Origin of the sequence: Alteromonas sp. MmMcT2-5, from assembly GCF_022348315.1 — a bacterium.
In the GTDB taxonomy this organism is placed as follows: Bacteria; Pseudomonadota; Gammaproteobacteria; order Enterobacterales; family Alteromonadaceae; genus Alteromonas; species Alteromonas macleodii.
Genome location: NZ_JAKRFB010000002.1, coordinates 80704 through 106141 on the forward strand (window position 1 = coordinate 80704; position 25438 = coordinate 106141).

24 protein-coding genes are annotated in these 25438 nt (G+C 44.5%); 13 read left to right on the forward strand and 11 right to left on the reverse strand.

Translation table 11 applies throughout. The annotated features are described in order from the left end of the window. Position 1 precedes the first annotated feature (1 nt). The 5 genes from MHN09_RS02390 to MHN09_RS02410 all read left to right on the forward strand — a co-directional run bounded on the left by MHN09_RS02390 (position 2) and on the right by MHN09_RS02410 (position 10705). Complete coding sequence (locus MHN09_RS02390; RefSeq protein WP_239238915.1) at positions 2–1741, forward strand: ATP-binding protein; 1740 nt, start codon at positions 2–4, stop codon at positions 1739–1741. Positions 1742–1968: 227 nt separating this feature from the next. After that, on the forward strand, positions 1969–4911 hold the full coding sequence (locus MHN09_RS02395) for a reverse transcriptase domain-containing protein (RefSeq protein WP_239238918.1): 2943 nt from the start codon (positions 1969–1971) through the stop codon (positions 4909–4911). Between the two features lie 43 nt (positions 4912–4954). Continuing rightward, on the forward strand, positions 4955–8236 hold the full coding sequence (locus MHN09_RS02400) for a type I restriction endonuclease subunit R (protein WP_239238921.1): 3282 nt from the start codon (positions 4955–4957) through the stop codon (positions 8234–8236). A 14-nt stretch (positions 8237–8250) separates the two neighbouring features. Continuing rightward, positions 8251–9000, forward strand: a complete 750-nt coding sequence (locus MHN09_RS02405) for a SprT family zinc-dependent metalloprotease (RefSeq protein ID WP_239238924.1) — start codon at positions 8251–8253, stop codon at positions 8998–9000. Between the two features lie 838 nt (positions 9001–9838). Next, positions 9839–10705 carry a phage integrase N-terminal domain-containing protein gene (locus MHN09_RS02410; protein ID WP_239238926.1) on the forward strand — a complete coding sequence of 289 codons (867 nt, stop codon included), beginning with the start codon at positions 9839–9841 and terminating at the stop codon, positions 10703–10705. A gap of 76 nt (positions 10706–10781) precedes the next feature. Here MHN09_RS02410 and MHN09_RS02415 read toward each other — a convergent pair whose 3' ends face one another. Further along, positions 10782–11369, reverse strand: a complete 588-nt coding sequence (locus MHN09_RS02415; protein WP_239238929.1) for a hypothetical protein — start codon at positions 11367–11369, stop codon at positions 10782–10784. Positions 11370–11381: 12 nt separating this feature from the next. After that, positions 11382–11651 carry a helix-turn-helix transcriptional regulator gene (locus MHN09_RS02420; protein WP_049586416.1) on the reverse strand — a complete coding sequence of 90 codons (270 nt, stop codon included), beginning with the start codon at positions 11649–11651 and terminating at the stop codon, positions 11382–11384. Between the two features lie 114 nt (positions 11652–11765). Here MHN09_RS02420 and MHN09_RS02425 point away from each other — a divergent pair, with 114 nt between their 5' ends. The 4 genes from MHN09_RS02425 (at position 11766) to MHN09_RS02440 (ending at position 15114) form a co-directional block, all read left to right on the forward strand. Beyond that, entirely contained in the window at positions 11766–11981 is a 216-nt protein-coding gene (locus tag MHN09_RS02425) for a hypothetical protein (protein WP_049586417.1), read from the forward strand. Positions 11982–12028: 47 nt separating this feature from the next. Next, a complete protein-coding gene (locus MHN09_RS02430) occupies positions 12029–12406 on the forward strand; it encodes a hypothetical protein (RefSeq protein ID WP_239238932.1) in 378 nt (125 codons plus the stop codon). A 485-nt stretch (positions 12407–12891) separates the two neighbouring features. Continuing rightward, positions 12892–14616: a DUF927 domain-containing protein gene (locus tag MHN09_RS02435; RefSeq protein ID WP_239238935.1), complete on the forward strand. Its 1725-nt coding sequence runs from the start codon at positions 12892–12894 to the stop codon at positions 14614–14616. 252 nt (positions 14617–14868) lie between these two features. Next, positions 14869–15114 carry an AlpA family phage regulatory protein gene (locus MHN09_RS02440; protein WP_049586422.1) on the forward strand — a complete coding sequence of 82 codons (246 nt, stop codon included), beginning with the start codon at positions 14869–14871 and terminating at the stop codon, positions 15112–15114. Here the strand turns inward: MHN09_RS02440 and MHN09_RS02445 are convergent. Next, a complete protein-coding gene (locus MHN09_RS02445; protein WP_239238938.1) occupies positions 15090–15725 on the reverse strand; it encodes a hypothetical protein in 636 nt (211 codons plus the stop codon). The two genes, MHN09_RS02440 and MHN09_RS02445, sit on opposite strands and share 25 nt — an antisense overlap. Before the next feature lie 139 nt (positions 15726–15864). Here MHN09_RS02445 and MHN09_RS02450 point away from each other — a divergent pair, with 139 nt between their 5' ends. Then, complete coding sequence (locus MHN09_RS02450) at positions 15865–16815, forward strand: IS30 family transposase (RefSeq protein WP_004587125.1); 951 nt, start codon at positions 15865–15867, stop codon at positions 16813–16815. A 1-nt stretch (position 16816) separates the two neighbouring features. Here the strand turns inward: MHN09_RS02450 and MHN09_RS21560 are convergent, their stop codons facing one another. Continuing rightward, positions 16817–18064, reverse strand: coding sequence for an integrase arm-type DNA-binding domain-containing protein (locus MHN09_RS21560; RefSeq protein WP_239238941.1), 1248 nt, complete (start codon positions 18062–18064; stop codon positions 16817–16819). A gap of 175 nt (positions 18065–18239) precedes the next feature. After that, a complete protein-coding gene (locus MHN09_RS02460) occupies positions 18240–19103 on the reverse strand; it encodes a YicC/YloC family endoribonuclease (protein WP_014977829.1) in 864 nt (287 codons plus the stop codon). A 301-nt stretch (positions 19104–19404) separates the two neighbouring features. Between MHN09_RS02460 and rph the strand changes: the two genes are divergently transcribed. From rph to tusA, 3 genes are read left to right on the forward strand one after another with little or no spacing between them, the layout of a single operon-like run. After that, positions 19405–20118, forward strand: coding sequence for a ribonuclease PH (gene rph, locus MHN09_RS02465; RefSeq protein ID WP_014951432.1), 714 nt, complete (start codon positions 19405–19407; stop codon positions 20116–20118). A 57-nt stretch (positions 20119–20175) separates the two neighbouring features. Next, positions 20176–20817, forward strand: coding sequence for an orotate phosphoribosyltransferase (pyrE, locus tag MHN09_RS02470; RefSeq protein ID WP_014951431.1), 642 nt, complete (start codon positions 20176–20178; stop codon positions 20815–20817). Beyond that, complete coding sequence (gene tusA / locus MHN09_RS02475) at positions 20807–21067, forward strand: sulfurtransferase TusA (RefSeq protein WP_014951430.1); 261 nt, start codon at positions 20807–20809, stop codon at positions 21065–21067. Before pyrE ends, tusA begins: the two co-directional genes overlap by 11 nt. Before the next feature lie 21 nt (positions 21068–21088). On the opposite strand, the gene MHN09_RS02480 is transcribed toward tusA, so the two are convergent. The 6 genes from MHN09_RS02480 to MHN09_RS02505 form a co-directional block, all read right to left on the reverse strand. Continuing rightward, positions 21089–21268 carry a hypothetical protein gene (locus tag MHN09_RS02480; RefSeq protein ID WP_014951429.1) on the reverse strand — a complete coding sequence of 60 codons (180 nt, stop codon included), beginning with the start codon at positions 21266–21268 and terminating at the stop codon, positions 21089–21091. Between the two features lie 25 nt (positions 21269–21293). Continuing rightward, positions 21294–21755: a hypothetical protein gene (locus tag MHN09_RS02485; RefSeq protein ID WP_014951428.1), complete on the reverse strand. Its 462-nt coding sequence runs from the start codon at positions 21753–21755 to the stop codon at positions 21294–21296. A 162-nt stretch (positions 21756–21917) separates the two neighbouring features. Further along, a complete protein-coding gene (locus MHN09_RS02490; RefSeq protein ID WP_049586428.1) occupies positions 21918–22508 on the reverse strand; it encodes a VTT domain-containing protein in 591 nt (196 codons plus the stop codon). A 24-nt stretch (positions 22509–22532) separates the two neighbouring features. Further along, positions 22533–23825, reverse strand: coding sequence for an amidohydrolase family protein (locus tag MHN09_RS02495; RefSeq protein ID WP_239238944.1), 1293 nt, complete (start codon positions 23823–23825; stop codon positions 22533–22535). A gap of 149 nt (positions 23826–23974) precedes the next feature. After that, complete coding sequence (locus tag MHN09_RS02500) at positions 23975–24559, reverse strand: DUF1285 domain-containing protein (RefSeq protein WP_061486859.1); 585 nt, start codon at positions 24557–24559, stop codon at positions 23975–23977. Next, entirely contained in the window at positions 24546–25406 is an 861-nt protein-coding gene (locus MHN09_RS02505; RefSeq protein WP_239238947.1) for a DUF3014 domain-containing protein, read from the reverse strand. The genes MHN09_RS02500 and MHN09_RS02505 overlap by 14 nt, the downstream gene beginning before the upstream one ends. Positions 25407–25438: the final 32 nt, after the last annotated feature.

A 25438-nucleotide genomic window follows, 5' to 3' on the forward strand; every position in this document is an offset into this window, starting at 1 on the left:
CATGGCACTTTTTACTTTCAATGATGACAGCTATACGCTTGGCAACATCCGTGAAGTTGATACCCGAAAAGTAACCATTCTGGTTAACAATGACAAAGATCTACGTAAAGCCAGAGTTGGACAGCTTGTAACCGTGCAACTCAGCGGTGCAACTGAATGTTGGCTGATTGGCATGATTGATAAAGTCATTAAAGCGGTGGTCACTCAGCCACTTACACCGGAAATAGCGGAAGATGATGCTGACGAGATAGATGCTTTTGAAGATAGCGTAGTCAATACAGTCAAGATCACCTTGATGGGTGCAGCCCGCTGGGATGCAGTCGCTCAAAAATATAAGTTTTCACGATCACTTGATCACGTCCCAGAAATCGACTCAACCTGTTACGTACTTAAAGACGCTCACCTAGAAGAATTTATGCGTGTGATTTCTGAGTGTGGCGATGGAGAACACTCACTGGAACTGGGCTCTTATAAGCTTAATGAAAACGCACGCGCTTATGTCGATGGCAATAAGCTTTTCCAGCGGCATGCCGCTTTGCTTGGCAGTACCGGCTCTGGCAAATCATGGACGGTTGCCTCTATTTTGGAAAGAAGCTCGCAGCTACCTTCATCAAACCTTGTTGTATTCGACCTGCATGGTGAGTACAAGGAGCTTTCTTATGCTAAGCAACTGAGAGTACCAGGGCCGGATGAGGTTGACGTAGATGATGACTCATTGCTCTTCCTGCCGTATTGGCTGCTCAATTCCGAAGAGATTCAATCATTATTTGTTGATCGCAGCGAGTTCAGCGCACATAACCAAGTTGTGGTTGTGCAAGATGCAATTACAGAGCAGAAAAAAGCTTTCTTACAAGAGAATGGTCGGACCGATCTATTGCAGTCTTTTACTCTAGACAGTCCAGTTCCATACTCCCTAAATGAAGTTATTGGAAAGCTTCAATATCTGAATGAAGAAAAGGTTCAGGGAGCAAAAGGCCTAAAAAACGGTCCTTTTAACGGCGAATTCTCTAGGCTATTGGTTCGCATGGCCAGTCGCTTAAACGACCGACGTTATGGCTTCCTCTTCAACAGCCCAGACAAATATAACCAATACGATTCGTTGAGTATGATTGCTGAAAAACTAATGGGCTTTGGCAATCAAAAACAAAGTATTAAAGTAATCGACTTCTCAGAGGTTCCCGCTGACATACTGCCAGTCATCATTGGCCTGGTTGCTCGTATTATCTATCAAGTTCAGTTCTGGACTGATCCGAATAGTCGCAGACCAGTTGCTTTTGTCTGTGATGAGGCTCATCTATATCTGCCAAGAAAAGAAGGTAACCCAGTTGAGCGCAGAGCGGTTGAAGCATTTGAGAAGATAGCTAAAGAAGGTCGGAAATATGGCGTTGCACTCATGATTGTGAGCCAACGGCCTTCTGATGTAAGTGCCACCATTCTAAGCCAGTGTAACAACATCATTTCATTGCGTTTGACAAACGCGGATGACCAAGCAACTGTTCGAAAATTACTACCAGAAAGCCTAGAAAGCCTCTTAGAAGCATTACCCATCATGGATGTTGGGGAAGCAATGGTGGTAGGCGACTCGGTACTGCTGCCGAGTAGAATAAAAATTGATCCTCCTGCTGAAAAACCATTGAGTGCAACAATAGATTTCTGGTCTCGTTGGCAAGAAGACGTTACCAATGCCGATTTTGCGTTGGCTGTAGAAAACATGCGCAGACAAAACAGAACAAAGCCATAACCCGAAACTGCACCTCGGGTATCAGGGGTTGAAGAGAGATAACGAATGACACAATACACACCCAAATTTCAGGAAGAATACAGTGCCAAGTTACCGGCGCTGATGCTGTTGATCAACCTCGGGTGGTCGTTTTTTTCTCCTGTACTACATCGAAAAGCAATGAATAAAAATTATTATTGCCATGCACACAGACTCAGGTTCAAACTGAAAAATAAGGAGTGTTTCTCATGGAATTAAATATTGAGCATATTAAAAAAGCGTACCTCTTCGTTAAGAGCTATGCGTACCATGAGAACCTTAATCTGTTTCTCAAGCAACGTATGGCAGAGTTTGAGACCTGCCACACTGAATTGGACGAGGTGTTTGAATCCATTCTAGAAGTTTTTGATCAAGAAAATCCTTGCAACCACAAATATTTCAAGGATTGGCTGAAAAGTATTAACTACCACTTGCTTCCAAAGCTTGTAGAGCGCAACGAAGACAAACCAAGCCAGAATTCAGGTTTATTCATTAGTAATGTCCGTGATTCTGAGCAATATCAGGTTTCTAAAGTTAACTACTTCATCAATGCTCCAGTAGAAATCCATATCATTGAAATGCTGTGGTGTCTATTTGTTGGCCCTGCTCTTGAGAAAGGCATGAGCAAGGACAGCTACGGTAATCGGATGCACTCCTCAGCTCTTAACTTTTCAAAAGATAGTGACCTTTCTGGACAAGAGGTCTTCAAGCGATATATTGACCAATACAACCAATGGCGCGATCAGGCCTTAGAGGTCGCAACTCAAGTATCTAAGAGTGGCGATGATGTGGCACTTTTATCGCTCGACTTGAAATCATACTTCTTTCATGTGGATTTAGATTTTGAAAACATTGAAGCTGAAATTGAAAATCACTATTCAGACAACGCTCAACTCACAGAGTTTGCGTTAACGCTCAACCTTGTATTGGACGCAATATACACGCGTTACCAGAAAGTTATTGCACCTAGAATCAAGCAAACTCATATTAAGTGCAAAGATAAAAAGTGTTTGCCTATCGGAATGGCGTCAGCATCCATCATCGCCAACTGGTATCTTTCAGGTTTTGATTTCTCTATTGGTGACGATGTTAGACCTGCCTATTATGGCCGCTATGTCGATGACATTATAATAGTCTTCAAACGTCCTAAGTTTGATGTAGAAAACCCAATACCATCATTTGTAAATCATTATTTAAGTTCTGTGCTCACAGCAACTGGCGATAATGCCGAATATGTAATATCAGTTGCTGACAATACGTTGCCAATGCAACAGGATAAGCTCATATTGCAGTTCTTTGACAAGGAGCATAGCCGTGCTGGATTGGAAGTCTTTAAGCAAGAACTTGATGAAAGAAGCAGCGCATTCAAATTTTTGCCGAGCGATCATATTGATAAAGAACTCGACAGATTTGCATACGATGTACTCTATGATGGGTCTGCCAATAAATTGCGTAGCATCGTTGGACTAGCTGAAAATGAGACAGAACTAGCAAAGTACCTATCCAGCCATATAACAGCCCATAGACTTTGCAAACTGAACAATAGAGATGTGGTTCTGCCACAACTTAAGCAGTTTTTTAAGGGGCAGAACGCACTTCAATTTTTCCGTTTATGGGAAAAGCTGTATCAATACTCGGTAATTACCAGAAATTACGGATTTACATCTTTTTTTTATCAGTATGTTGAAGCCGAAATAAACAAGATTATTGGCATTATGCCAAACTCTAGGAAACCTTCCGAACGGTTTACTAAGAAGCTAAAGGAAGACCTTAATTTATACAACCAGATTGCGTTAGCAATTACCATCGGGCTGTTGGATATAAAACCCTTTCCTTCTCATATCGACATTCTTTTTATTGAAGATGAGAATGTATTTCACGGTAATAAATCTGAATTAAATAAATTAGTAAGCTATGCATCTGATTTGCATTCCTTTTCCTGGCAGTTTCGGTGTTCCAACCTTATTCGTCATCATCTCGTTGCCTGGCCTCTTGCAAATTATTCTCTTGAAGAAGCCGATCTGACATTTAAAAGTGATTTTACAAGCAATGAGGATATCGAGTTAGATGAAAACAAAATTGCTTTTTCTCCACGATTTATACACTTCGACGAGTGGCAGATCTTTCATTTGGGAAAACATCTCGCCACTGAGAACGATTTGAATGGCTGGCTAACAGAAACAATAGATGCCTATAAGCATCGATTCTTTGGGCTCGAATTTCCCGTTGATTTTACATCTGAAGATGCAGACACCACAGGGATTGTTAAATCCAGCCTATCGATTTCTGACAAGGAACTTAAAGACCAGATTAACTTAGCAATCGCAAATCTTAAAGTAAACGAAGAGGATATCAGCAGTGCTGTTCGTCGAGATCGACAGCCAAACCTTAGCTTTAAACGTCAGGAGGATCTTTATAGCATCCTAAATTCGGCTCTTTATGAAAAAGCTGATCTATTAGTGATGCCTGAAGTTGCTATACCTGTAAGTTGGCTTCCGTTTATGGTGTCATTTTCGCGTAGACATCAAATTGGTCTTGTCTTCGGACTTGAACACTGGGTATCGAATGGCGTCGCATATAATTTGATCATAGAAGCGCTGCCATTTAAGGTGTCTGGCAAGTACAAGTCCTGTGTAATGACAGCTCGCGTTAAAAATCATTATGCCCCTGCCGAACTAGAGCTTTTAGAAGCAGTAAGGCTTAAGCCTGGTAATCTTGTACTCAAGCAAAATGCCTATTACCACAAAGTGTCATGGCGTGGTTTGTCATTTGCGACATACAACTGCTTCGAACTATCAGACATCACACACCGAGTTTTATTCAAATCGCAGATCGATCTTCTATTTGCATGCGTCTGGAATAAAGACACAAATTACTATCAACATATTCTGGAGTCCGCCGTCCGGGATCTGCATTGCTACACAGTTCAAGCAAATACCTCGCAATACGGGGGTTCTTGCGTATTGAGACCAACTAAAACCGAGAGCAAGACGATGCTCTATGTTAAAGGTGGTGACAACCCTTGTGTACTGACTACAAAACTCGACATTAAAGGGCTTAGGGATTTTCAATACAAGTCAAAACCAGGCTCAAAAGATTATTTTAAACACCTCCCCCCAGGTTATGACAGTGACTCGGTACTCAGCCGATGAACTTATTGAACCACTGGTATCAGGTGTTGAAGAGAGATAGCGAATGACACAATTCACACCCAAATTTCAGGAAGAATACAGTGCCAAATTACCGGCGCTGACGTTGTTGACCAACCTCGGATGGTCGTTCCTCTCTCCTGAACTCGCATTAACCGCTCGTGGTGGTAAAGCCGATGAAGTGGTTTTACACCAGGTGCTGCGCAGTGAACTCCATAAGCGCACCTTCACCTTTGCCGGTAAAAGCTACCCGTTGTCTGAAAAGGCTATCGACAACCTGATTGCCGAGGTATGCAGCCCTGCACTTAACGAGGGCCTGTTAACTGCTAATGAGCGCCTATACAACCACTTGCTGTATGGCATCTCTGTCACTGAGTTTGTGGATGGCAAAAAAGCTAGCCCGACTGTTGCACTGATTGATTGGCAAAACCCAACCAATAACAGCTTTGTATTTACCGAAGAGTTTATGGTTACCCGCTCTGGCGGCGTAGAAAGCCGCAGACCAGACATCGTGTGTTTTGTGAACGGTATTCCTCTGGTTGTAATTGAGGCGAAACGCCCGGATGGCAATGCTAAAAAAGGCCCCACCATTGACGAAGGCATTTCGCAAAGCCTGCGTAACCAGCGTCATGATGAAATCCCGTTACTGTTCGCCTATAGCCAAATGTTGTTATCCATAAACGGCAACGAAGGTCGCTATGGTACCTGCGGCACACCCGCTAAGTTCTGGGCTGCCTGGCGTGAAGAAGATATCTCCGATGCCGAGATGTACGCCTTAAAAAACAAAACGCTAAAAAATGAGCAGATAGCAGGCTTATTCAGCCACCGTCCGGCAAAAGACCTAGATTGGTACAAGAGCCTGACCGCTGCGGGAGAACTGGCTGTTACTGGGCAAGACCAATTACTTATTAGCTTGTTAAGCCCTACTCGGTTGCTGGATATGACCCGTTACTTCACCTTGTTCGATAAAAAGGCTGGCAAAATCGTCGCCCGTTATCAGCAGGTGTTTGGTATTAAGCGACTGATTGAGCGCATCAATACCCGAAGTAGCACTGGTGGCCGTGCAGGCGGTGTGATTTGGCACACCACGGGTTCTGGTAAGTCATTCACTATGGTGTTTTTAAGTAAGGCGCTGATCTTGCACGAAAGCCTGAAACAATGCCGTATTGTGGTGGTGACTGACCGGGTAGACCTGGAAACCCAGCTGAGCAAAACCTTTGCCTCGGGCGGTGAACTGGCCGGTAGAAAAGACAAAGAAGCAGCCATGGCGACCTCTGGTAAACGCCTGGCTGAACAGATTGGTAAAGGCACAGAGCGGATCATCTTCTCACTGATCCAGAAGTTTAATACCGCTACCAAAATGCCAGAGTGTGTAAACCTCAGCTCTGACATCATTGTGCTGATTGACGAAGGCCACCGCAGCCAGGGCGGTGAAAACCATATTCGTATGAAGCAGGCGCTGCCTAATGCTGCCTTTGTCGCCTTCACCGGCACACCACTGTTAAAAGACGACAAGACCACCAATAAGTTTGGCCCCATTGTGCACGCTTACACCATGCAACGCGCGGTGGAAGACCAGACTGTTACACCTCTGCTGTATGAAGAGCGCATTCCCGACCTAGATGTTAATGAACGTGCCATCGACAGTTGGTTTGAGCGTATTACCGAAGGGCTTTCAGACGAGCAAAAGGCCGACCTAAAGCGCAAGTTTGCCAAAAAAGGCCAAGTATACGGTGCCGATGATCGTATTCGTTTGATTGCCTTGGATATTGCCAACCATTTCATAAAGAACATCGACGAAGGTTTGAAAGGTCAGTTAGCCTGCGACAGCAAAGTCTCTGCTATCAAGTACAAAAAGTATCTGGACGAAGCCGGTTTGTTTGAATCTGCCGTTGTGATGAGCCCGCCCGATAGCCGTGAAGGTAACACCGCTGTGAATGAGGCCAGCACACCCGAAGTGACCCAGTGGTGGAAAGACAATATTGGCAGCCAGGATGAGCAGGCTTACACCAAGCACCTGATTGAACGTTTCGACAAAGATGACTCACTCAAGATACTCATCGTGGTTGATAAGCTGCTCACTGGCTTTGATGAACCGAAAAACACTGTGCTGTATATCGATAAACCCCTGAAAGAGCACAATCTGATCCAAGCGATTGCACGGGTAAACCGTCTGCACCCCAAAAAGAAATTTGGTCTGCTCATCGACTATCGCGGCATTCTGGCGGAACTGGATACCACCATCCAGAAATATCAGGATCTGGCCTCCCGCACTCAGGGCGGTTACGACATCAATGATATTGCTGGCCTCTACAACCAGATGAGTACCGAGTACAAGCGCCTGCCACAGCTCTATAAGCAGCTATGGGCCATATTCGATGGTGTGAAGAACAAGAATGACATCGAGCAATTGCGCCAAGTATTGGTACCAAAGATTGAAGAGCGTGGCGGCGAGCTGGTTGACGTGCATCTGAAGGTACGTGAAGACTTCTACGAAGCCCTGACGGCTTTCGCCAGCTGCTTGAAGGTAGCGCTGCAATCGGCGACCTTCTTTGAAGACAAGAGCTTTAGCAACCAGGATCGTCATCACTACAAAGAAACGGTGAAGCAATTCTCCAGCCTGCGCCAACTTGTGCAACAAGATGCCGGTGAGAGGATTGATTACGACGAATACGCAGAACAAGTGAAAAAGCTGCTGGATAAGCATGTGGTGGGTGTTGAGGTTAAAGAACCCGATGGCGTGTATGAAGTGGGTAAGATGGGGCAAAAGCAACAGCCGGAAGACTGGAGCGAAGATAAAACCCGCAACGAAACCGACATTATCAAAACCCGCGTAACCCGCATGATTGAGCAAGAGCTTCGGGATGACCCCTATGCTCAGGAAGCGTTCTCAAAACTGCTGCGCCAAGCCATTGAAGAGGCCGAAACGCTATTCGACCATCCACTGAAACAGTACATGCTATTCCGTGAATTCGAAGAGCAAGTTCAAGACAGACGCCTGAACGACATACCCGATGCCTTTGCTGGTAATCGCCATGCCCAGGCTTATTTTGGTGTGTTTAAGAAAGTACTGCCTGAAGCTTTGGCAGCGCTCGACCAGCAAGTTCAGGATAAGTGGGTCAAAGTTGCCTTTGAAATTGACCAGGCAGTAGAAACCTCTGTCGCGGAAAACTCCATCAATCCACAGAACATTGAATCCGACATTCGTAAAAAGCTACTTCCCCGAATGTTCCAAGAATGCAAGGTCATTGGGGGCGGTATGGATCAGGCCAAGAAGATTGTTGAGATGATTGTTCAGATCACTCGGGTCGGGTTGAACGGTGATTGAATGGGTTTAACCAGATGAATGTGTCGATTAAACCCCACAGTCAGACCATGAGCTTCCGCTACGGTGACGAGCAGATTACGTTTGAGCGAGTTAAGCGCCCGCAAGCTACTGGCAAGGTTTTAATCAAGGTTCATCCCGATTGTCGGGTAATCGCATCGGCTCCTGAGGGGGCTGACAGCGAAGCCGTGTTATCCGCTGTTAAAAAGCGTGGGCGCTGGATATATGAGCAGCTTCGGGATTTCCGCAAAGAGTTTGAATTCACCACTCCTCGGCAATACATCAGTGGTGAGAGCCATTACTACCTGGGGAAGCAGTACCTGCTGAAAGTGATTGAAGCGCCTGAGCAGGTTCAAGGCGTGAAACTCCTGCGTGGCAAACTGGAAGTTTCAGTTCGAGCGAAGTCTACTGACAAGGTGAAGGTGCTGCTGACTGACTGGTACAAAGCACGGGCCAAGGAAACCTTCGCCAAGCGCCTCGATGCGATGCTGGAACAAGCCCTTTGGGTAGAAACGCGACCACCGCTGCGCATACTGACGATGCAAACCCAATGGGGCAGCTGCTCACCCAATGGCCGAATTACCCTGAACCCTCACCTGATTAAAGCGCCTCGTGAGTGCATTGATTATGTAATTCTGCATGAGCTTTGTCATATAGCTGAGCATAACCATAGCGAGCGGTTTTACCGGCTAATGGGTCAAGTAATGCCAAAGTGGGAAAAGACGAAAGAACGACTGGATGGCATGGCGTTCTTCATATTTAGCTAATGTTTACGAAAGATAAAATAGTAGCTGCACACCTTTGTCGCCTTGATAGTAACTCAGGCCGCGTATCTATCTAGATACGACTATCCTTTGAGACGGTAGATGCTAAAAAACCTAAAAACACCTACTTGGATTACTCACCTCTTGGGCAACGCCCGGTTGTACCATTAGCCATACGGCCACCTAGGTAGAGGTCGTCTGTAGAGTAGACGGGGCTGGTGTGCAGCCACTGATTTGAACTATAACTGACCTTCCTCCATTGTGCGTCAGAAAACCCCCCCTAAGTTTTCCCCGGTTTTTTTAAGGCGGATTGACGACGAGTCGTCCCTACTCGAAAGAGGTAGGGACGACTCGCAGAGTCGCCCGTCGAGGCCACTGCTCATGATGCCTCGACACCCAATCCGCCTTAAAAAATTGCAGGGTCAGAAGAGGGATGGTGATTTGGGCGCGTCACAAAGGTGTTGCAATCTCTGATCACTGTGATAATTTTATTTACGAACTAGCTCGAAATGAGCACAAAGAAAAAGGGCGTATCCACTGCCCGCAACACGTTCCTGATGAGCTGCATTCGCAGCATTATTGGTCAAAACGACCACGCCACTATAAACAACACAAATATAAACCACAGTAGTTCGCGCTGCATTTTCAACAGAAATCACACGGCTCAGCTTTGTTGCTTTAGACCAGTTAGCCTTTATGTCTTTCGACAATATGCTCGGTTACGCACCGTTCATATGGCTTTAAAACTTACCTATTTTGGCATTTCGCCCCCCTGGTCTTCGGTTTGGTGTTTTTCTCAATACTTTCAAAAATTAGTTTTTAAATTTATGAGGAACATGAAATGAGCCAATTAGGATATCGTTTTCATCAAATGGTGAACGACACTCACCGCGAAAGTAGCTTTAGCACTAGAGCTACCCGAAGCAAAGTTTTAAACCTTGCTGCAAAGCAGCTACTCAAACATGGTTATAGATTAAAAGACCCGACCGGCCTTAAAACCAAGCATATCAATCATCTTGTTACGCATTGGCAAGATGAAGGTCTAGCAGCAAAAACAATAAAAAACAGAATGGCGGCCTTGCGTTGGATTGCCGAAAAAATAGGTAAACCTAATATCTGTTCACGTAGCAATGATGATTACGGCATTCCAAGAGTTCGCAACAACCCTATTGGTAAGTCAAAAACGTTAGACATGAATAAGCATGCAAAGATCAAAAGTGACTTAATCAAGCTTTCCCTGCGTTTGCAGCAAGAGTTTGGGTTGCGCAAAGAAGAATGTATGAAGTTCAGTTTGTCTTATGCCATGAAAGACGTCCAGACTATGAGAATAAAAGGAACCTGGGCCAAAGGTGGTAAATACCGAGAGATACCGATTTTAAAAGAGTCACAAAAACAGCTAATCAGAGACATTGCCGCTGTCACCAAGGGAGCATTAATTGAACCCGATAGAAAGTATGTCGATCAAATGCGTCAGTATGACCGGGAAACCATACGCGTCGGATTGAATAAGAACCACGGGCTACGTCATCACTATGCCCGAGAGCGATATCTTGAACTTACTGGTTGGAAATGTCCCGCAGATGGCGGCCCAAGCAGAAGGGAACTATCACCTAATGATTATGAGAAAGATACTAAGGCTCGTGAGCAAATAAGCCGTGAACTGGGCCATGAACGATTGAAGATCACCTATGCCTATTTAGGTAGCTAGAATTTGGCATGCCAAATCGACAAGAGCAGAATTTTTAAAAAAATTAGCAAATCTAGTCTATAGCGTATTTGCAATTTCAGGCTTTGGTAGAGCCCCCATGCCACTCTTTTATTTCGCGAGAGGGCTTATTGATTTCATTCCGATATAGCTGATTAATAAAATCAGCGCAGAACCTTAAAGTTGATATCGAGCCGGGGTGAAGAGTTGTTCCTCCGTGGGCTAGGCCATTTCTTAGTCCTGGCATTATTTCTATCAAAGACTTGCTGTATTCAGTTGAGGATTCATCCAGAGGTTTCTTTAGGTGGCAAAACCCAATGTCTTTTATTAATCCCCAACTTATTGATTTTTTGATAAGTTTTGGAAATGGCCAGTGATGTTCTAGGCGTTGTTTCAAAGCATACTCTACCGTCGAGTAAGCTTTCATCTCACATACTTGATGGAATGGGTAGCAGTACCAAGAGTATGCGGCCAAATTCTTCGCGACATTAAACTGGCTCCTCACATCTTCGGGAACTACCGCATCCAATGATACATCTGCTATTGACTGGTATATTGCTTCTAAGGAAATTGAACGCATTTCCCCCGACTCTTCGTCGAGAACACTCCAAAATGTATTCCTTTCATCCGGCGACAACAGGTTTTCAAGAGACTTAAATTCTTCCATGCTTCACGTTAATCAACATTGCGATGACCAATCCAATATTTTCTCAGCCAGTTCGTCTTCAATGCAGAACAAGAAGGCAGTTGGCACTCTCAAAACGGCACTTAAGGCCTCAACAGTTTTAAAGTCGGGGGTATGAACACCACGTTCGTATTGGTTCATACGAGCAGACGCAACAAAGTTATCCATCCCCGCCATTATACCTAATTGCTTTTGGGACAGACCAAGTCTTGTTCTTGCTTGCTTTAGCCGTGCTGGAAACGGCGAACCATCATTATTTTTCAACTGGTGTAGGAGATCTGCTATTGAAAACTAAGATTTTCTTAGCTTTAATGAAGTCTGAATACTAAGGAATGCTTAGCTTTCAATTTGGCATGCCAAATTGGGATTGGAGGTAATATGGGTTTCGAAGGTTTTTTGGGTATTTTGGCAGTAATAGTGTTATTCGTTCTTAGTGCTATCTTCAGCGGTGACGGAGCAGGCAGTAAAGAAAATGAACAACTCGATAAGCTTGATGATGGTATGGGTAATATTATCGCTGATGGCGAACATATGACTCGTCAAGAGGCTGAGGATGCTCAGGCACGAGGCGAGTTATACGACACTTATTATTAGAGCTAATACATAGGCCAATTTGGCATGCCAAATCGGGGGCGGATTTTATGAACGAAGAAAAATTGATTAATAACTCTGAGCTACGGCCATTTTTACCCGCGTTTGCTGAGATCAAACATCGACTGCGTGGCATTGAAGTCGAATGTGAGCCACTAGGCCTTCTTTTTGATAAGGATGTTCAAACAGAAGAGGATATGTTACTCACTTTAATATCCCAAAAAGCGTTTGCATTCGATGTAACCAACGAATTTGGGGCTGTCTGGGATGTAAGACTTGAGCCTTTTTCAAAGTTTAAAGCGCGCAGCACCAAAATAACATTCCCGTTTACCGGCTATAATCCTAATAAGCTACAGAAAATCAGCAATTGGGTAATCGAATTGTGTAATTGGGAAGGTGACGTATTTACCGGTATTACCAGGCATTAAAATTAACAGGAACTGCTATGACAACATATGAATGGTTTCAAATGTGGGTGTTAATGGTGCTGGCTATTCGCGCTACTCGCCACTACGACAAACTAAAACACGATCTATTTGAAGCAATTAAAGAGGGGAGAATATAGTTATGGCTCCGTTGCTTACAGGATGCGCCATGGTTCTGGCTTTGGTGATACTTTTTGCTTTGCTATTTCATTTTAATCGCGACAATCTCAATAAATTCGACTGATATCCAATATCTCTAGCGAAAAAATTAGGCATGCCTAATTCTTAATGTACAAAGATATCATTTTCTGCCTGTTATACGTGAAAATAGAATACCTAAATTCTCTAAACCCGCATTTTTAAAGGCTTGAAAAACCCCCTGAAAGTTACCCTAGCTTTCTCCGCTCACTGATGAGGGACTTCTGGCAACCTGTTCTAGACAGTTTCATACGCTGATATAGCGTTTCGAATTATAAGGAACAGTACGAATGTTAAAAGCAAAAGTGGACGGGATATACACTCTTAACAAAGATGGTGAAGAGCGAAAAATTTCGGGTCCAATAGAAGTAAAAGCTATCGTTTCTTCCCCTGACAAGCGGGACGATTTTGGTCGATTAATTGAATGGAAGAATTACTTCGGACTATCAATACGTGAAGTTCTGCCAATGGGGGAAGTAGATGATTATTCGGCGAAGAAATTCAAAAAGAGGCTTTTGAATTCAGGGTTTGAATTATCAACAAAAAAGTTTTCCTGGGACTCCTTACTTTCTTATCTAATTGAATATCCATGTAGTGAGCATGCAATTACTGCCAAGCAAAGTGGTTGGGTTGACCGCCAGTTTATCACTCCTGATTGGACAGTCGGCGAAGCTACCACACCTGCTGTATATGTTGGTGATTTTGCGGGTGCTAACTTGTCTGAAGCAGGAACATTAGCCGAGTGGCAACAACAGGTGGGCAGTTATTGCCGTGATAATCCCATTTTGATTCTTTCTGTTTGCTGTGCCTTAGCTGCCCCTCTCATCGAATGGACAGGAATAGAAAGTTTTGGCGTTCAGATTGTTGGCGCCTCAAAAACTGGAAAGTCTACAGCAATGAAGGTGGCGGCCAGTGTTTACTCTGACCAAACCTACTGTGAAAGCTGGAGTTCTACAGCAAATGGACTCGAGTCTATTGCTCGTGCAAGAAACAATATGCTGCTTTGCCTAGATGAGTTTAAGCAATGCCCAGAACAGGAAATGGATCGGCTGGTTTATCATTTGTGTAATGGTGTATCAAAACTGCGAAGTGAAAAAGATGGATCTCTAGGAAGGCGCTACAGATGGAACACGATCTTTCTGAGTACTGGCGAGATAACACTTAAACAGTTACTCCACGAAAACAATAAGACTGTGAGCGCAGGCCAGATGGTACGTTTTTTGGACATACCTACATTTGGTGCTTTTGATGTGTTCGAGAACATTCATGAATTCTCATCCCCTAAAGAGTTCGCAGAACATTTAGGTTCTGCTACTCGAAAGTATTTCGGAACGCTTGCCAAAGCGTGGGTAAAAATACTTTCTAGCCTTAACTTTCCTCAAGATGAAGTTATAAAAGAGTACAAGAGTATCCGAGAAGATTGGCCTTGGAAAAAAGACATTGGGAGCCAGGCTAATAATGTCCTGGATAAACTGGCTTTACTCGCTGCCGCTGGGGAGATAGCGACTAATTATGGACTGCTTCCGTGGCATTTAGGAGACGCAAAAAACGCTTTAAAACAGGTGGCTGTGGTTTGGCTCGATGACAGAGACGGAACTGAAAATGCTGAGAATAAGAAGCTGACTGAAGATATATTGAAGCTCATTAAAAAATGGCGTCATAGCCTATCGCCAAAAGAAGAGTGGAACGATAGCTTCATTGGTATGTTTGAGTTCGATCAGGAATTGGTTTGGTATATTCCTCAACAAATTTTGAAAACCGAGGTAAATCAACCGAATAAACAAATATACAGTAAAGTCAGGGAGCTTATGTGGAAAAAGGGGTGGCTAAGCTCTAATGAGCCTGACCGCCGCACATTCAAAATTGGCAGCAAACGTTTTTTTAAAATATTTCCCGAGAAAGTCTGTCGCGAATGCGGTGAAAGTGTGGATCTATCCCACTTTTATCCAAATGATAAAGCATTGAATAGTAATGCTAATCCCACTTTCCCAGTTTCCCAGAGGGAGAATTACTAATGCTTACTGACCAACTATTTGACGAAATAAAATGCGTGATTGAAAGCCAACTTTGCAAAGTAGCTCTCAACAGCAAAGAGTTCCTCACATTTGATGAGTGTGTTCAGTACACAGCTCTGAGTCCGAATTTCTTGCGTCAACAAGTACGGGACGGGTTGCCCAGCTATAAGCTTGGAGGGCGGCGAACCTTTTTTAAGAGAACAGAGGTTGATGCTTGGGTACTAAAGAATCGCGTGGAATTAGGAGACGAACATGAATAACGAGCTATTTGAAAAACGAGCGGGTATTTTGAAGCTTTATGGCGAAGAAGAGCGCTTGATAAGCGAAACTGAGCGCTGTCGCAGAACCGGCATAAGTCGAACTACCTGGTGGCGTATGCAAAAGGCGGGAGAGACCCCGCCAGCCTCCAGCGTTGGCAAGGGGAAAGCCCGCTGGTTGCTGTCTGATATTTTGCTTTGGATTAATTCGACAGTTCAGAACCCACAATCATTTCGTTGAGGTTTATCTTCGATACCATATAAAGATTTGAGAGCTTCGTCAGGAAGGCTTGATATTGATACTGGTTTGCCTTTGATAGCATCCAAAGACTGTCTAGCACAAATTGACAGCTTGTATTGGTATCCATTCATTTTTCCAATAGCGCAATTATCGGTTGGGTTTGTATTATTTGATGTGGGGCTCGTATCCTGACTCATAATGCATCCTTTATAAAGATCTAGTAATTCATATGCAGGACTAAATACTTGACCTCCCTTATAAAGAGAAAAATCACTTTGTAAAAAATCATGATAATCCAAAGTTAATTTTTTGAATTCTTCCTCTTTATAATCTTTATAAAGTAGGTAGTTTGAAAGATGTGCTGTTTTTCGCAATAGCTTTTCATATGTCTGAGATGCTTCTTTGTAACGAAGATCTTCGTAAGATACTGATTTTTTATCTAAAAATTGATAGGCAACGAACGTGGCACCTATTATTGAGGCTATACCTATGTCTTTTAAAAAACCTTTTCTTTCCTGGGGAGGTGCCGCTTTTTCTGACAGAGTTAAGTCCTTTTTTGATTGACTACTTTTATTAAAAAATTTCTTTTTAAGTTTGTACTTCTTCACCATTACTTACTTTTAGTCCTTCATAGATTGTATTATGGCCCGAATTCAGATAATAAGTGCACCACTCATGGTTAAACGGTGAGAAGAGATCAACTGCATGTTGGTGGTACTCTGTAATCGCCAAAAAACATGAGTAGTTACCATGAGATACAAGCAGTTGATCGAGGGACAACGATATCAGATCGAGGCCTACTTACGCGAGGGTTTCAGCTACCGGGAGATTGGGAAGCGGTTGAACGTTTGTCACAGCACCATCAGTCGAGAAGTCCGGCGTAACAGCATTCGTGATAATCACTATCTGCCTGAAGTCGCTCACGCTAAGACAGTTAAACGACGATGTCAGGCAGCGAAATCTAGTGTACCAGCGCTGACTATCACGTTCGTCGAGTTCGGATTGAGCCAGAAATGGAGTCCTGAGCAAATTGCTGGCGTAGGTAAAATAATAGGGCATAGCGTCAGCCACGAATGGATTTACGGTTTCGTGCAGCGCGATAAACTCAGTGGCGGCAAGCTGCACAAGCAGTTGCGACATAGTCGTCGCAAGTACCGAAAAGGCAGCCGCGCGAAGCGCGTAATTATTCCGAACCGAGTTGGCATTGAGCGTCGTCCGGCTATTGTTGATAAGAAAAAGCGGTTTGGTGACTGGGAAGCCGACACCGTATTAGGCAAAAACGGTACAGGTGCCATCGTCAGTCTGGTTGAGCGTAAAAGTAAACTGTATCTGATACGAAAAGTGCCAGCGAAAAGCGCCGCTGATGTAAGTCGAGCTATGATTGGCATGCTATGGCGCTATCGCGGCCATGTTAGAACGATTACCGCCGATAACGGGGCAGAGTTCTGCGCTCATGAGCTGGTAGCGGAAAAGCTGAAAACAGATATCTACTTTGCCAATCCGTACTCCTCATGGGAACGAGGATTGAACGAAAACTTTAACGGACTGCTGAGGCAGTACATCCGAAAAGGGACAGACCTGCGAACGGTGACGGACAAACAGATTGCTGCTGTTGAGCGAGCACTAAATGCGAGACCAAGGAAATGCCTTGGGTTTAAACAGCCATCGGTCGTGTTCAACACATTACGAAGAGCAGCTTAATTTAGCGAGTGGTGCACTTCGGGGTTGAATCCGCGGGCCCTTGTAAATGCCCCTGTAAAAATTCACACATTTTGGAATGTAATTCCAATCTTTCTTTAAAATAATCATATTTATTATAGGTATCATCTAGCCTACTAATTTTGTGGTTTAGGCAACGCTCGCCAAGCTCACTGGAAAACCCTAGTTTTGGCACCAGTGACCGAAACGTTCGTCGAAGATCGTGCACTGTAAAATGTTCGATATTATCCATTCTGTTAGGAGGAGGAATTTTTTTTCCTTGTGCAATGCCGAAGAGCCCATCGATGGCACGATTCAATGTATCACTCCCCATATAAGGCTTTTTACTTCTGCGTCTAGCGGGAAATACATAGTCAGACCCGGCACCTCTAACTTTTAATTCTTGAAGCCATTCAAGTGCTATTGGCGGTAAAGGTATATCAATGCCTTTATATTTTTTCTTTGTTCTATTTTTAGGTAAGTGCCAAACTGCATTCGTTAGGTCAAACTCAGCCCAAGGTGCCTGCAACAGCTCATTTTTGCGTACGCCCAAAACAAGTAATAAGCAACAAGCGAGATAGTTATCCCGGGTAAATGACTCAGGATGCTGTCTAAATATTTCATATATGGGCTTGATTTCTTCGAGCGTGAGATAACGAGTCCTTGGCTTCTCTTGTCCTCCAGCATCCATATATGAAAATACAGATGCAGGATTGTTAAGGGTGAGACCTAGTTGAGTTGCATGTTTGAACAAGTTGTTTAGTAAATCCAGTACATCATTGGAAACGCTAGGCCTTTCGCTTTCAGCAATGCTTCTTATGATGTTCCTAACGTGAATAGGGGTTATGTTACTAACATCCATGTTGCCAATATAAGGTGAGATATCATTTTGATACTTTCTTTTAGGAATGTTCGGGTGAACTAAGCGTAATAGCTTGTTTTGGTAGTAATCATTAAACAATTCGTCCATAGAGCGAATGTTGAGAACACTTCCTGCAAACTTCGATAATGGGTCCAGGCCTTCACGAAGTTTTGTACGCTCTTCTTCAGCGAGTCCCCTTGCTTCTGCTAGCGTTATCTGTCGAGCTTTTCCAAGGGATTTCTCCCTTCTTTTACCGTTAACAGAATATCTCAAAGACCAATAAGGTTCACCACGATTTGGAACGACAAAAGATAACCCATTGCCATCGGATGTTTTATTTGGATTGCCTTTAGCAAGTATGTTGACTTGTTTAACAGTTAAATTTGGCACGTTCTTCACCTCTTGTACTCACCAGTAGTTCGAGACTAGCAGTGAAAAATACTCACCACAATACTCACCAATTGGATGAAACAGAATGAAAAAATACGGAACGATAAAAAACAAAACCCCGACATAAATCGAGGTTTTTCATGTGGTTATGAATATTGCTGAGCGTTAGTGAGCTTTACTCAATATTCTGAATCTGCTCGCGCATCTGCTCAATCAGGACTTTAAGTTCAACCGCCGATTGTGTGATGTCGGTGCTGATAGACTTTGAGCCCAACGTGTTCGATTCGCGGTTAAACTCCTGCATCATGAAATCAAGACGGCGGCCTACTGCTCCACCCTTTTTAAGGATATTACGGGTTTCCTTAACGTGAGCATTCAGACGGTCTAACTCTTCTGCCACGTCTACTTTTTGCGCCAGCATGATCATTTCTTGTTCAAAACGGCCTGCATCAAGTTCAACCTTTGCTTCTTCAAAGCGGGTTTGCACTTTTTCTCGCTGCCACACCATGATTTCAGGCATACGCGCGGCTACTTTTTCAGCTTCCACTTCTATAGCGTCAAGGCGCTGCGTGATCATACCTTTAAGGGCTTCACCTTCGGTAGCGCGGGCACTAATAAAATCGTTAAGAGCTTGGTCGAACGCGGCCATTACGTCAGCGTGGATGGCGTCCATATCGGCTTCTTCCGCTGCAATTACCCCAGGCCAGCGCAAAACGTCTAGTGGGTTAACCCCCGTGGATTGGCCATGGGATTGCACCCAGTCAGCGGCGTGAAGCACTTGCTTAGCCAACTCTTCATTTAAGCTTAGCTTAGTTACAGCAGCATCGTTGGCAGTAAAACGCAGCGCACATTCCACCTTACCTCGGGCTAGCTTTTTACGGAATCGTTCACGTAAAACCGGCTCCAATGAGCGAAACTGTTCCGGCAGGCGAAAGTAAGTTTCTAAAAAGCGTTGGTTGACCGAGCGTATTTCCCACACGGCTGAGCCCCACTCTTTTTTGGTTTCTACGCGTGCAAACGCTGTCATGCTGTAAATCATAAATATCCTTTAAATTTAACTGAAAGCCTGCAAAAACAACCCGAATGTCGTGTTGTATACGTGAATATCTACAGCAGGTTTTCTTGTATTTTGTATATTAGCGCACATTTACGTAATTCAATAAGCAAACATGTAAAGTTCGTTTTTAACGGCCGCGGGTATTGCGTTATACTTAGGCGCAATTTCGTAGCTACATCGAATTTATAGGTTTTGACCGCGAATTGGGCTTTCTATTCACATATCGCCAATAAAACCTGTAAAACGCTACCCTTTTTTAAGCACTTACGTTGTGGAGAACACTATGCGTCCAAGCGGCAGAACCGCCAGTCAAATTCGCCCTGTTACAATTACTCGCCAATACACTTGTCACGCAGAAGGCTCTGTTCTTGTAGAGTTTGGTAACACTAAGGTGTTGTGTAATGCGACGGTAGAAGAAGGTGTGCCACGCTTTATGAAGGGCCAAGGGAAAGGCTGGATTACAGCTGAGTACAGCATGCTTCCACGTGCTACTCATACGCGAAGCGGCCGTGAAGCGGCGCGCGGTAAACAAGGCGGCCGCACGTTAGAGATCCAGCGTCTAATTGCGCGTTCACTACGCGCAGCGGTAGATTTAAAACTTCTGGGCGAAAACACCATTACGTTAGACTGCGACGTTATTCAGGCCGACGGCGGTACGCGTACAGCGTCAATTACCGGTGCGTGTGTAGCTCTTGTTGATGCACTTACTTACATGCGTGCAAAAGGCATTATCAAAACTAACCCGCTTAAACATATGATTGCCGCCCTTTCAGTAGGTATTTACGAAGGTACGCCAATCGCTGACCTTGAGTACACCGAAGACTCTGAGGCAGAAACAGATATGAACATTGTAATGACCGAAACCGGCAAGCTGATTGAAGTTCAAGGTACTGCAGAGGGCGAACCGTTCTCGTTTGAAGAGCTTGACGAGATGCTGAAAATTGGTAAGCACGGTTTACGTGAATTGTTCGACATTCAAAAAGCGGCGCTAGCGTAAGCGAGTCATCGACACGTAGTTAGAACCAACGCGTAAATTAGAAATTAAGAGGTCATCATGAAAGCGTTTCAGCGTGATTTTATTGAGTTTGCCATTGAACGTGGCGTACTGAAATTTGGCGAATTCACTTTAAAGTCAGGCCGCGTTAGCCCGTACTTTTTCAATGCCGGTTTGTTTAATCGCGGTGGCGATTTGGCTAAGTTGGGGCGTTTTTACGCTGATGCGTTAATGGACGCAGGCGTTGCGTTCGATGTACTTTTTGGTCCAGCCTATAAGGGCATTCCTATTGCGACAACAACAGCCGTTGCATTGGCCGATAGCCACGACCTTGATGTCCCTTATTGCTTCAACCGCAAAGAAGCGAAAACCCACGGTGAAGGCGGCAATCTAGTAGGCAGCCCACTAGAAGGTAAGGTTATGCTGGTGGATGACGTGATCACTGCGGGTACGGCTATTCGCGAATCGATGACCTTAATCGAGCAGCAGCAGGCTAGCTTGTCTGGCGTGCTGATTGCGCTAGACAGACAAGAGCGCGGTAATGGCGAACTGTCAGCTATTCAAGAGGTCGAGCGCGACTTTGGCACTCAGGTTATCTCTATTGTATCGCTTGCCGATGTCGTGGCTTATCTGACCGAGAAAGGCGGGTTTGATAGCGAAATCAGCGCCATTAACACCTATCGTGAAAATTATGGCATCTGATTTTGACAGCGCATTTAGCGCGGCTAGTCAGCATTTAGATGCGCTAGGATTGCGTTGCCCAGAGCCAGTAATGATGGTGCGTCTGAATATTCGAAAGCTGGCCGATGGGGAAACTTTATCGGTCACGGCTGACGATCCCTCAACGGCCAGAGATATTCCTAGCTTTTGCCGCTTTATGGATCACACGCTGGTTGCGTCTCAAACCGAGACCATGCCTTACCAATACGTTATTAAGAAAGGGCGCGCTTAAGCGCCTTTTTTGTTACTGTTTCTATTCGCGGCCGCTAGCAGCCTGCAATAAAAGTTGCTTCAAAACCTGCTTGCTTCGCGAACAGGTACAGTGAATATCTGTCATGTGTAGCACTTCACCATTAAGCATTTTTTGAAGTACAGAAGCTCTAACGTTTAATGAGACAAAGCCGTCTTCGCTTGAAATTTGTTTCGACGCCATAACTATCTCCTTTTATCTAAAGTATTTAATGCACGGCCACAGAAGCGAGTCGTTTGCTTGCTTGGGGGACATAGGTTTGCTCAAGGGTATGCTGAATGGCCGCGATTAGCCTGCATATAGAAGGATTGGTGGCATGCAGGGGTAATATGGCAATAAGCTGTTGCTGACATTCTTGTAAAATAGCGTGAGATTCTCGCTTCCTATGTTCTTCGGCAAGCAGAGAAGATAAGTACATTCCCATAGTGGAAAAAGCGAGTACGTCTTCTTGAACTACACTGACTTTCTGCAAAGAGGTAGGCTGAAGCGCATTAAGGATAACCTTTGCGGCCTCAAAGGTTTGATAGCCTAACTCTCTCGCATAATCCAATCTGCCCTGTTGATGGGCTTGCTGCGTCTGCGCTTGCATAGCATAGCGATGCTGTCGCGCGTTTGAAGGGTTTAGCTGTAGCCACTTTTTGTAAACTGGGCATAGCCGCTGAACATTCATATAAGCACCTCCTGTTTTTTATTACATTAGTGCAAATAAGAATCATTATCAAATGTGAAGTTCAAAAAATCTATTGGGTTGATTTGATATTTACGTTGTCGTGAACCAACGGCATCGCTTGTCTCGCCTATTAAGTGCTTTGAGTCACTTGTACAGGCGAGCTTATTGGCTGATTAAATTTGAAAGCCACCATAAAAGAAGCACTGCAACTGTGATAGCAATAACCGCTTTCATTTTGTAGCGCTTAATGAGCTGCTCAGCTTTGTCTCCTGTGTAATAAACCACGGCTGCGAGTCCGAAATAGCGAATTGAACGCGCAATAACAGTAGCTAAAAGAAAAAGCGGAAGTGAGTATTGGGTTGCACCTGCTGCAAGCATCGCAACCTGAAAAGGAATAGGGGCAATACCTAAGGTCATTACGAACCAAAAACCTTGGTTTTGCATCTGCTGTTTTACATTGTCGAATTGCTCTTGGCTAAAAAAAGTATCTATAAGCCACTGACCAACCATATCGAAGAGGTAGTAACCGAGGGCATAGCCGAAGACTGCGCCAATCACACAGCCTATGGTGGCCATTAATGCAATTTTCCAAAGCGACTCCCGTCTTGCTTGCATTAGTGGCACCATTACGGCTTCTAGTGGTATGGGAACAATGGTTGATTCTAAAAATGAGGCAAGAGTGATGCCCTTTAACATATGCTTAGAATCGACAAGTTTTTTGGTTTTGTGCTTAACCTTTTTACCTAGTTCCATGTAATCCCTACCACTTTATTTTTTCTACTGCTTGTAAACGACTCCGTCTTTCATCACAAAAGACACGCTTTCCATAAGCGATATATCGTCAAGCGGGTTGCCTTGAACCGCAACAATATCAGCCAACTTACCCTCTTCCAGCGTGCCAAGAATATCGCTGATACCTAGTAAATTCGCGCTATTCACGGTGGCACTTAGCAGCGCGTCAGCAGGCTTCATACCCGCTTCAACCATTAATGAGAACTCTTGCGCATTGTCGCCGTGGGCTGATACACCACTGTCTGTACCAAAAGCAATTTTTACGCCTGCTTTATGTGCTTGTTCAAAGGTATTTTGGATAAGCGGGCCAATGGCTGCAGCTTTCGGGCGCACCAATTCCGGAAAGAAGCCATCAATTTTGGCTTTGTCTGCTACAAACTTTCCTGCCAGTATTGTTGGTACATAGTAGGTGCCGTGCTTCTTCATTAATTTGCGGATTTCGTCATCCATATAAGTGCCGTGTTCGATAGAATTTACACCGGCTTCAATAGCCCGCTTCATTCCCTCTTTCCCATGCGCGTGCACCGCCACTGTCATACCGTAGTCTTTTGCCGTTTCAACAATTGCTTCTAATTCATCGGTCATGAATTGTGGGTTTTGGCCGCTTTTAGCAACGCTCAATACGCCGCCGGTTGCGGTGATCTTGATTAAGTCCGCACCATCTTGGTAACGAGTCCTTACTGCCTCTCGCGCTTCAGCTTCGCCATTAACCACTCCTTGCTTGGGGCCTACATCCGGGCGAAGTAAATGAGATAAGCCGTTACTTGGGTCGGCATGTCCGCCTGTAGTAGCAATAGATTTAGCAACGGTATAAATACGCGGGCCTGTAGCATAGCCTTTACTAATAGCGTTCCTTAGCGCAACGGTTTCGTTGTAGCCATCCCCTAAGTTGCGAACCGTGGTGAAGCCCGAATCTAACGTAATCTTAGCGTAGTTCGCTGCCCGTAATGCATAGTCGGCTTCATTTAGTGAAAAGCGCTCCAGATACGTTTGTGGACCACCATGTTGAGAAGACAAATGAACATGCATGTCCATCAGACCTGGCATAACGGTTGACGTCTTCAAGTCGATGACAGTATCGCCTTCTTGGGCTTCAGCAAACCCCTTTTTTACCGCTTTGATCTTGTTGTCTTCAACAACAATAGTCACATTTTCCTGAAGAGAGTTTGATGTGCCAGTAAACACTTTTCCTGCATGAATCAGCGTGTCGGCTACAGTGGAAAAGGGCGATGAAAGTAAGGCACTGGCAACAGCCAGCGTAATCAGAGGCTTGTTCATGATATAGGTCTTCTTGTTGATTGTTTTATAGACTATATCGAATGTAATGCAGTCAGAGGTATAACGCAAAACAAAGCGCTGTTAACGGTGCTTTATTAAAGATGAATTACGTTTTGATATGTTCGAAGAGACAGAAGCAACAAAGTAGGCTAGTTGCTTACTTCACCCAAAATAAAGGTGATGCCGTTTGACTGAATACTAAATTGCGTGCCGGCTTCATCCGGTTTTTCATCAGCTTGTTCAAGCAGTTGATAATAGGCATTTTGATGTAGTCTTGCCCACAAGTTTCTGCGAACGCATAGGTAGGGAATGGGCGTTGCCTCTGGATCTTGTATGGCTTTAGGCGGAACGCGAAGTTCGAGCTGATCAGCACGCTCTAACCTTACAATGTCGCCTGTTTGTGTGGTAAACACATAGGTGCTGTCACTTGCTGATTCACCCTGTTCTCTATGCCATTGAGTTACAAGAAAAGGTGTGTCTTCAACGGTAATGCCTACTTTCTCTACGGGAGTAACTAAGAAGTACTTTTCACCTTCCCGCTTTAACACCGAAGCAAAAAGCTGAACCAAGCTTGCGCGCCCAATAGGACTGCCTTCATAAAACCATCTTCCATCAAGCGCTATAGTTAGATTAATGTCACCGCAAAAATCGGGGTTCCATTGTTCAACAGGAGGTAAAGGGCGCGCTTTTGACGACGTGCCCTTAAGCTGCTGCTGAAATCTAGTTAGATCCACGCTCTTCAACCAATACTTTCAGTTCGCGTAGCTTTGCCTTTATGCGACGCATGTTATCTGGGCCAGTACGAAGAAGTTGTTTCTGTGGCTCGTTTAAACTCTCTAGACGATCATCAGCATACTTGTAGGCGACCGAGTCGGTGTAAACCTCTACAGGAACCGGCACTTCAGGTGTATCAAGAAGCTGATCAATCGCTTCAAGCAATACGCTGTTGAAGTCTTGGTCAGGGCTTCCAATTTCGGCGTACTTCGCCTGAATGTCGTCTTTATAAACACCGTATATGTTAAGCAGTGCTTCGTTATTGAATGACTCCAACATATCTACGTATGGTGTATAACGTTTATAGCTTGCTGCATCAATCCATTGCTTGCCTGCTTGAGAGTATACGCGGAAGTTCTGCTCAGGTGGCGTTAGTAACTGGTGATTAGGCGCCATTTCATCATTTGCTAGATTCGTAACCGACACCACAAAGCGTTGAATTAGACCTTCATCAACCAGCATGCGGTTAACGGTTTCTTCGCTCGCAGACGAACTCTCAATAAGTGAAGCTTTCACCGCAGGATCGCTGGTATCCAGAGGTTCCGGTTCTGGTTCAACTGGCTCTGGAAGCGGCTCAACCTCGTCTTTTTCCTCAAGCTCTACTGTTGGGGCTGGCTGAGTAGGCTCAAATACTTCAGGCTCTTCTGGCGTAGTCACTTCAGGTTCAGTCACTTCGGGCTCAGGCGTAACTACTGGCTCAGGCTCATCGTCGCTGGGCCAAAACACAACAGCCAGAATAACAACAAGAAGGATGCCTACAATGATAAAGTGTGGGCCTAACGATTTCTTTTCCGACGATTCGCTCATAATGACTCCGCTACAAAACTATCCTTTTGGTA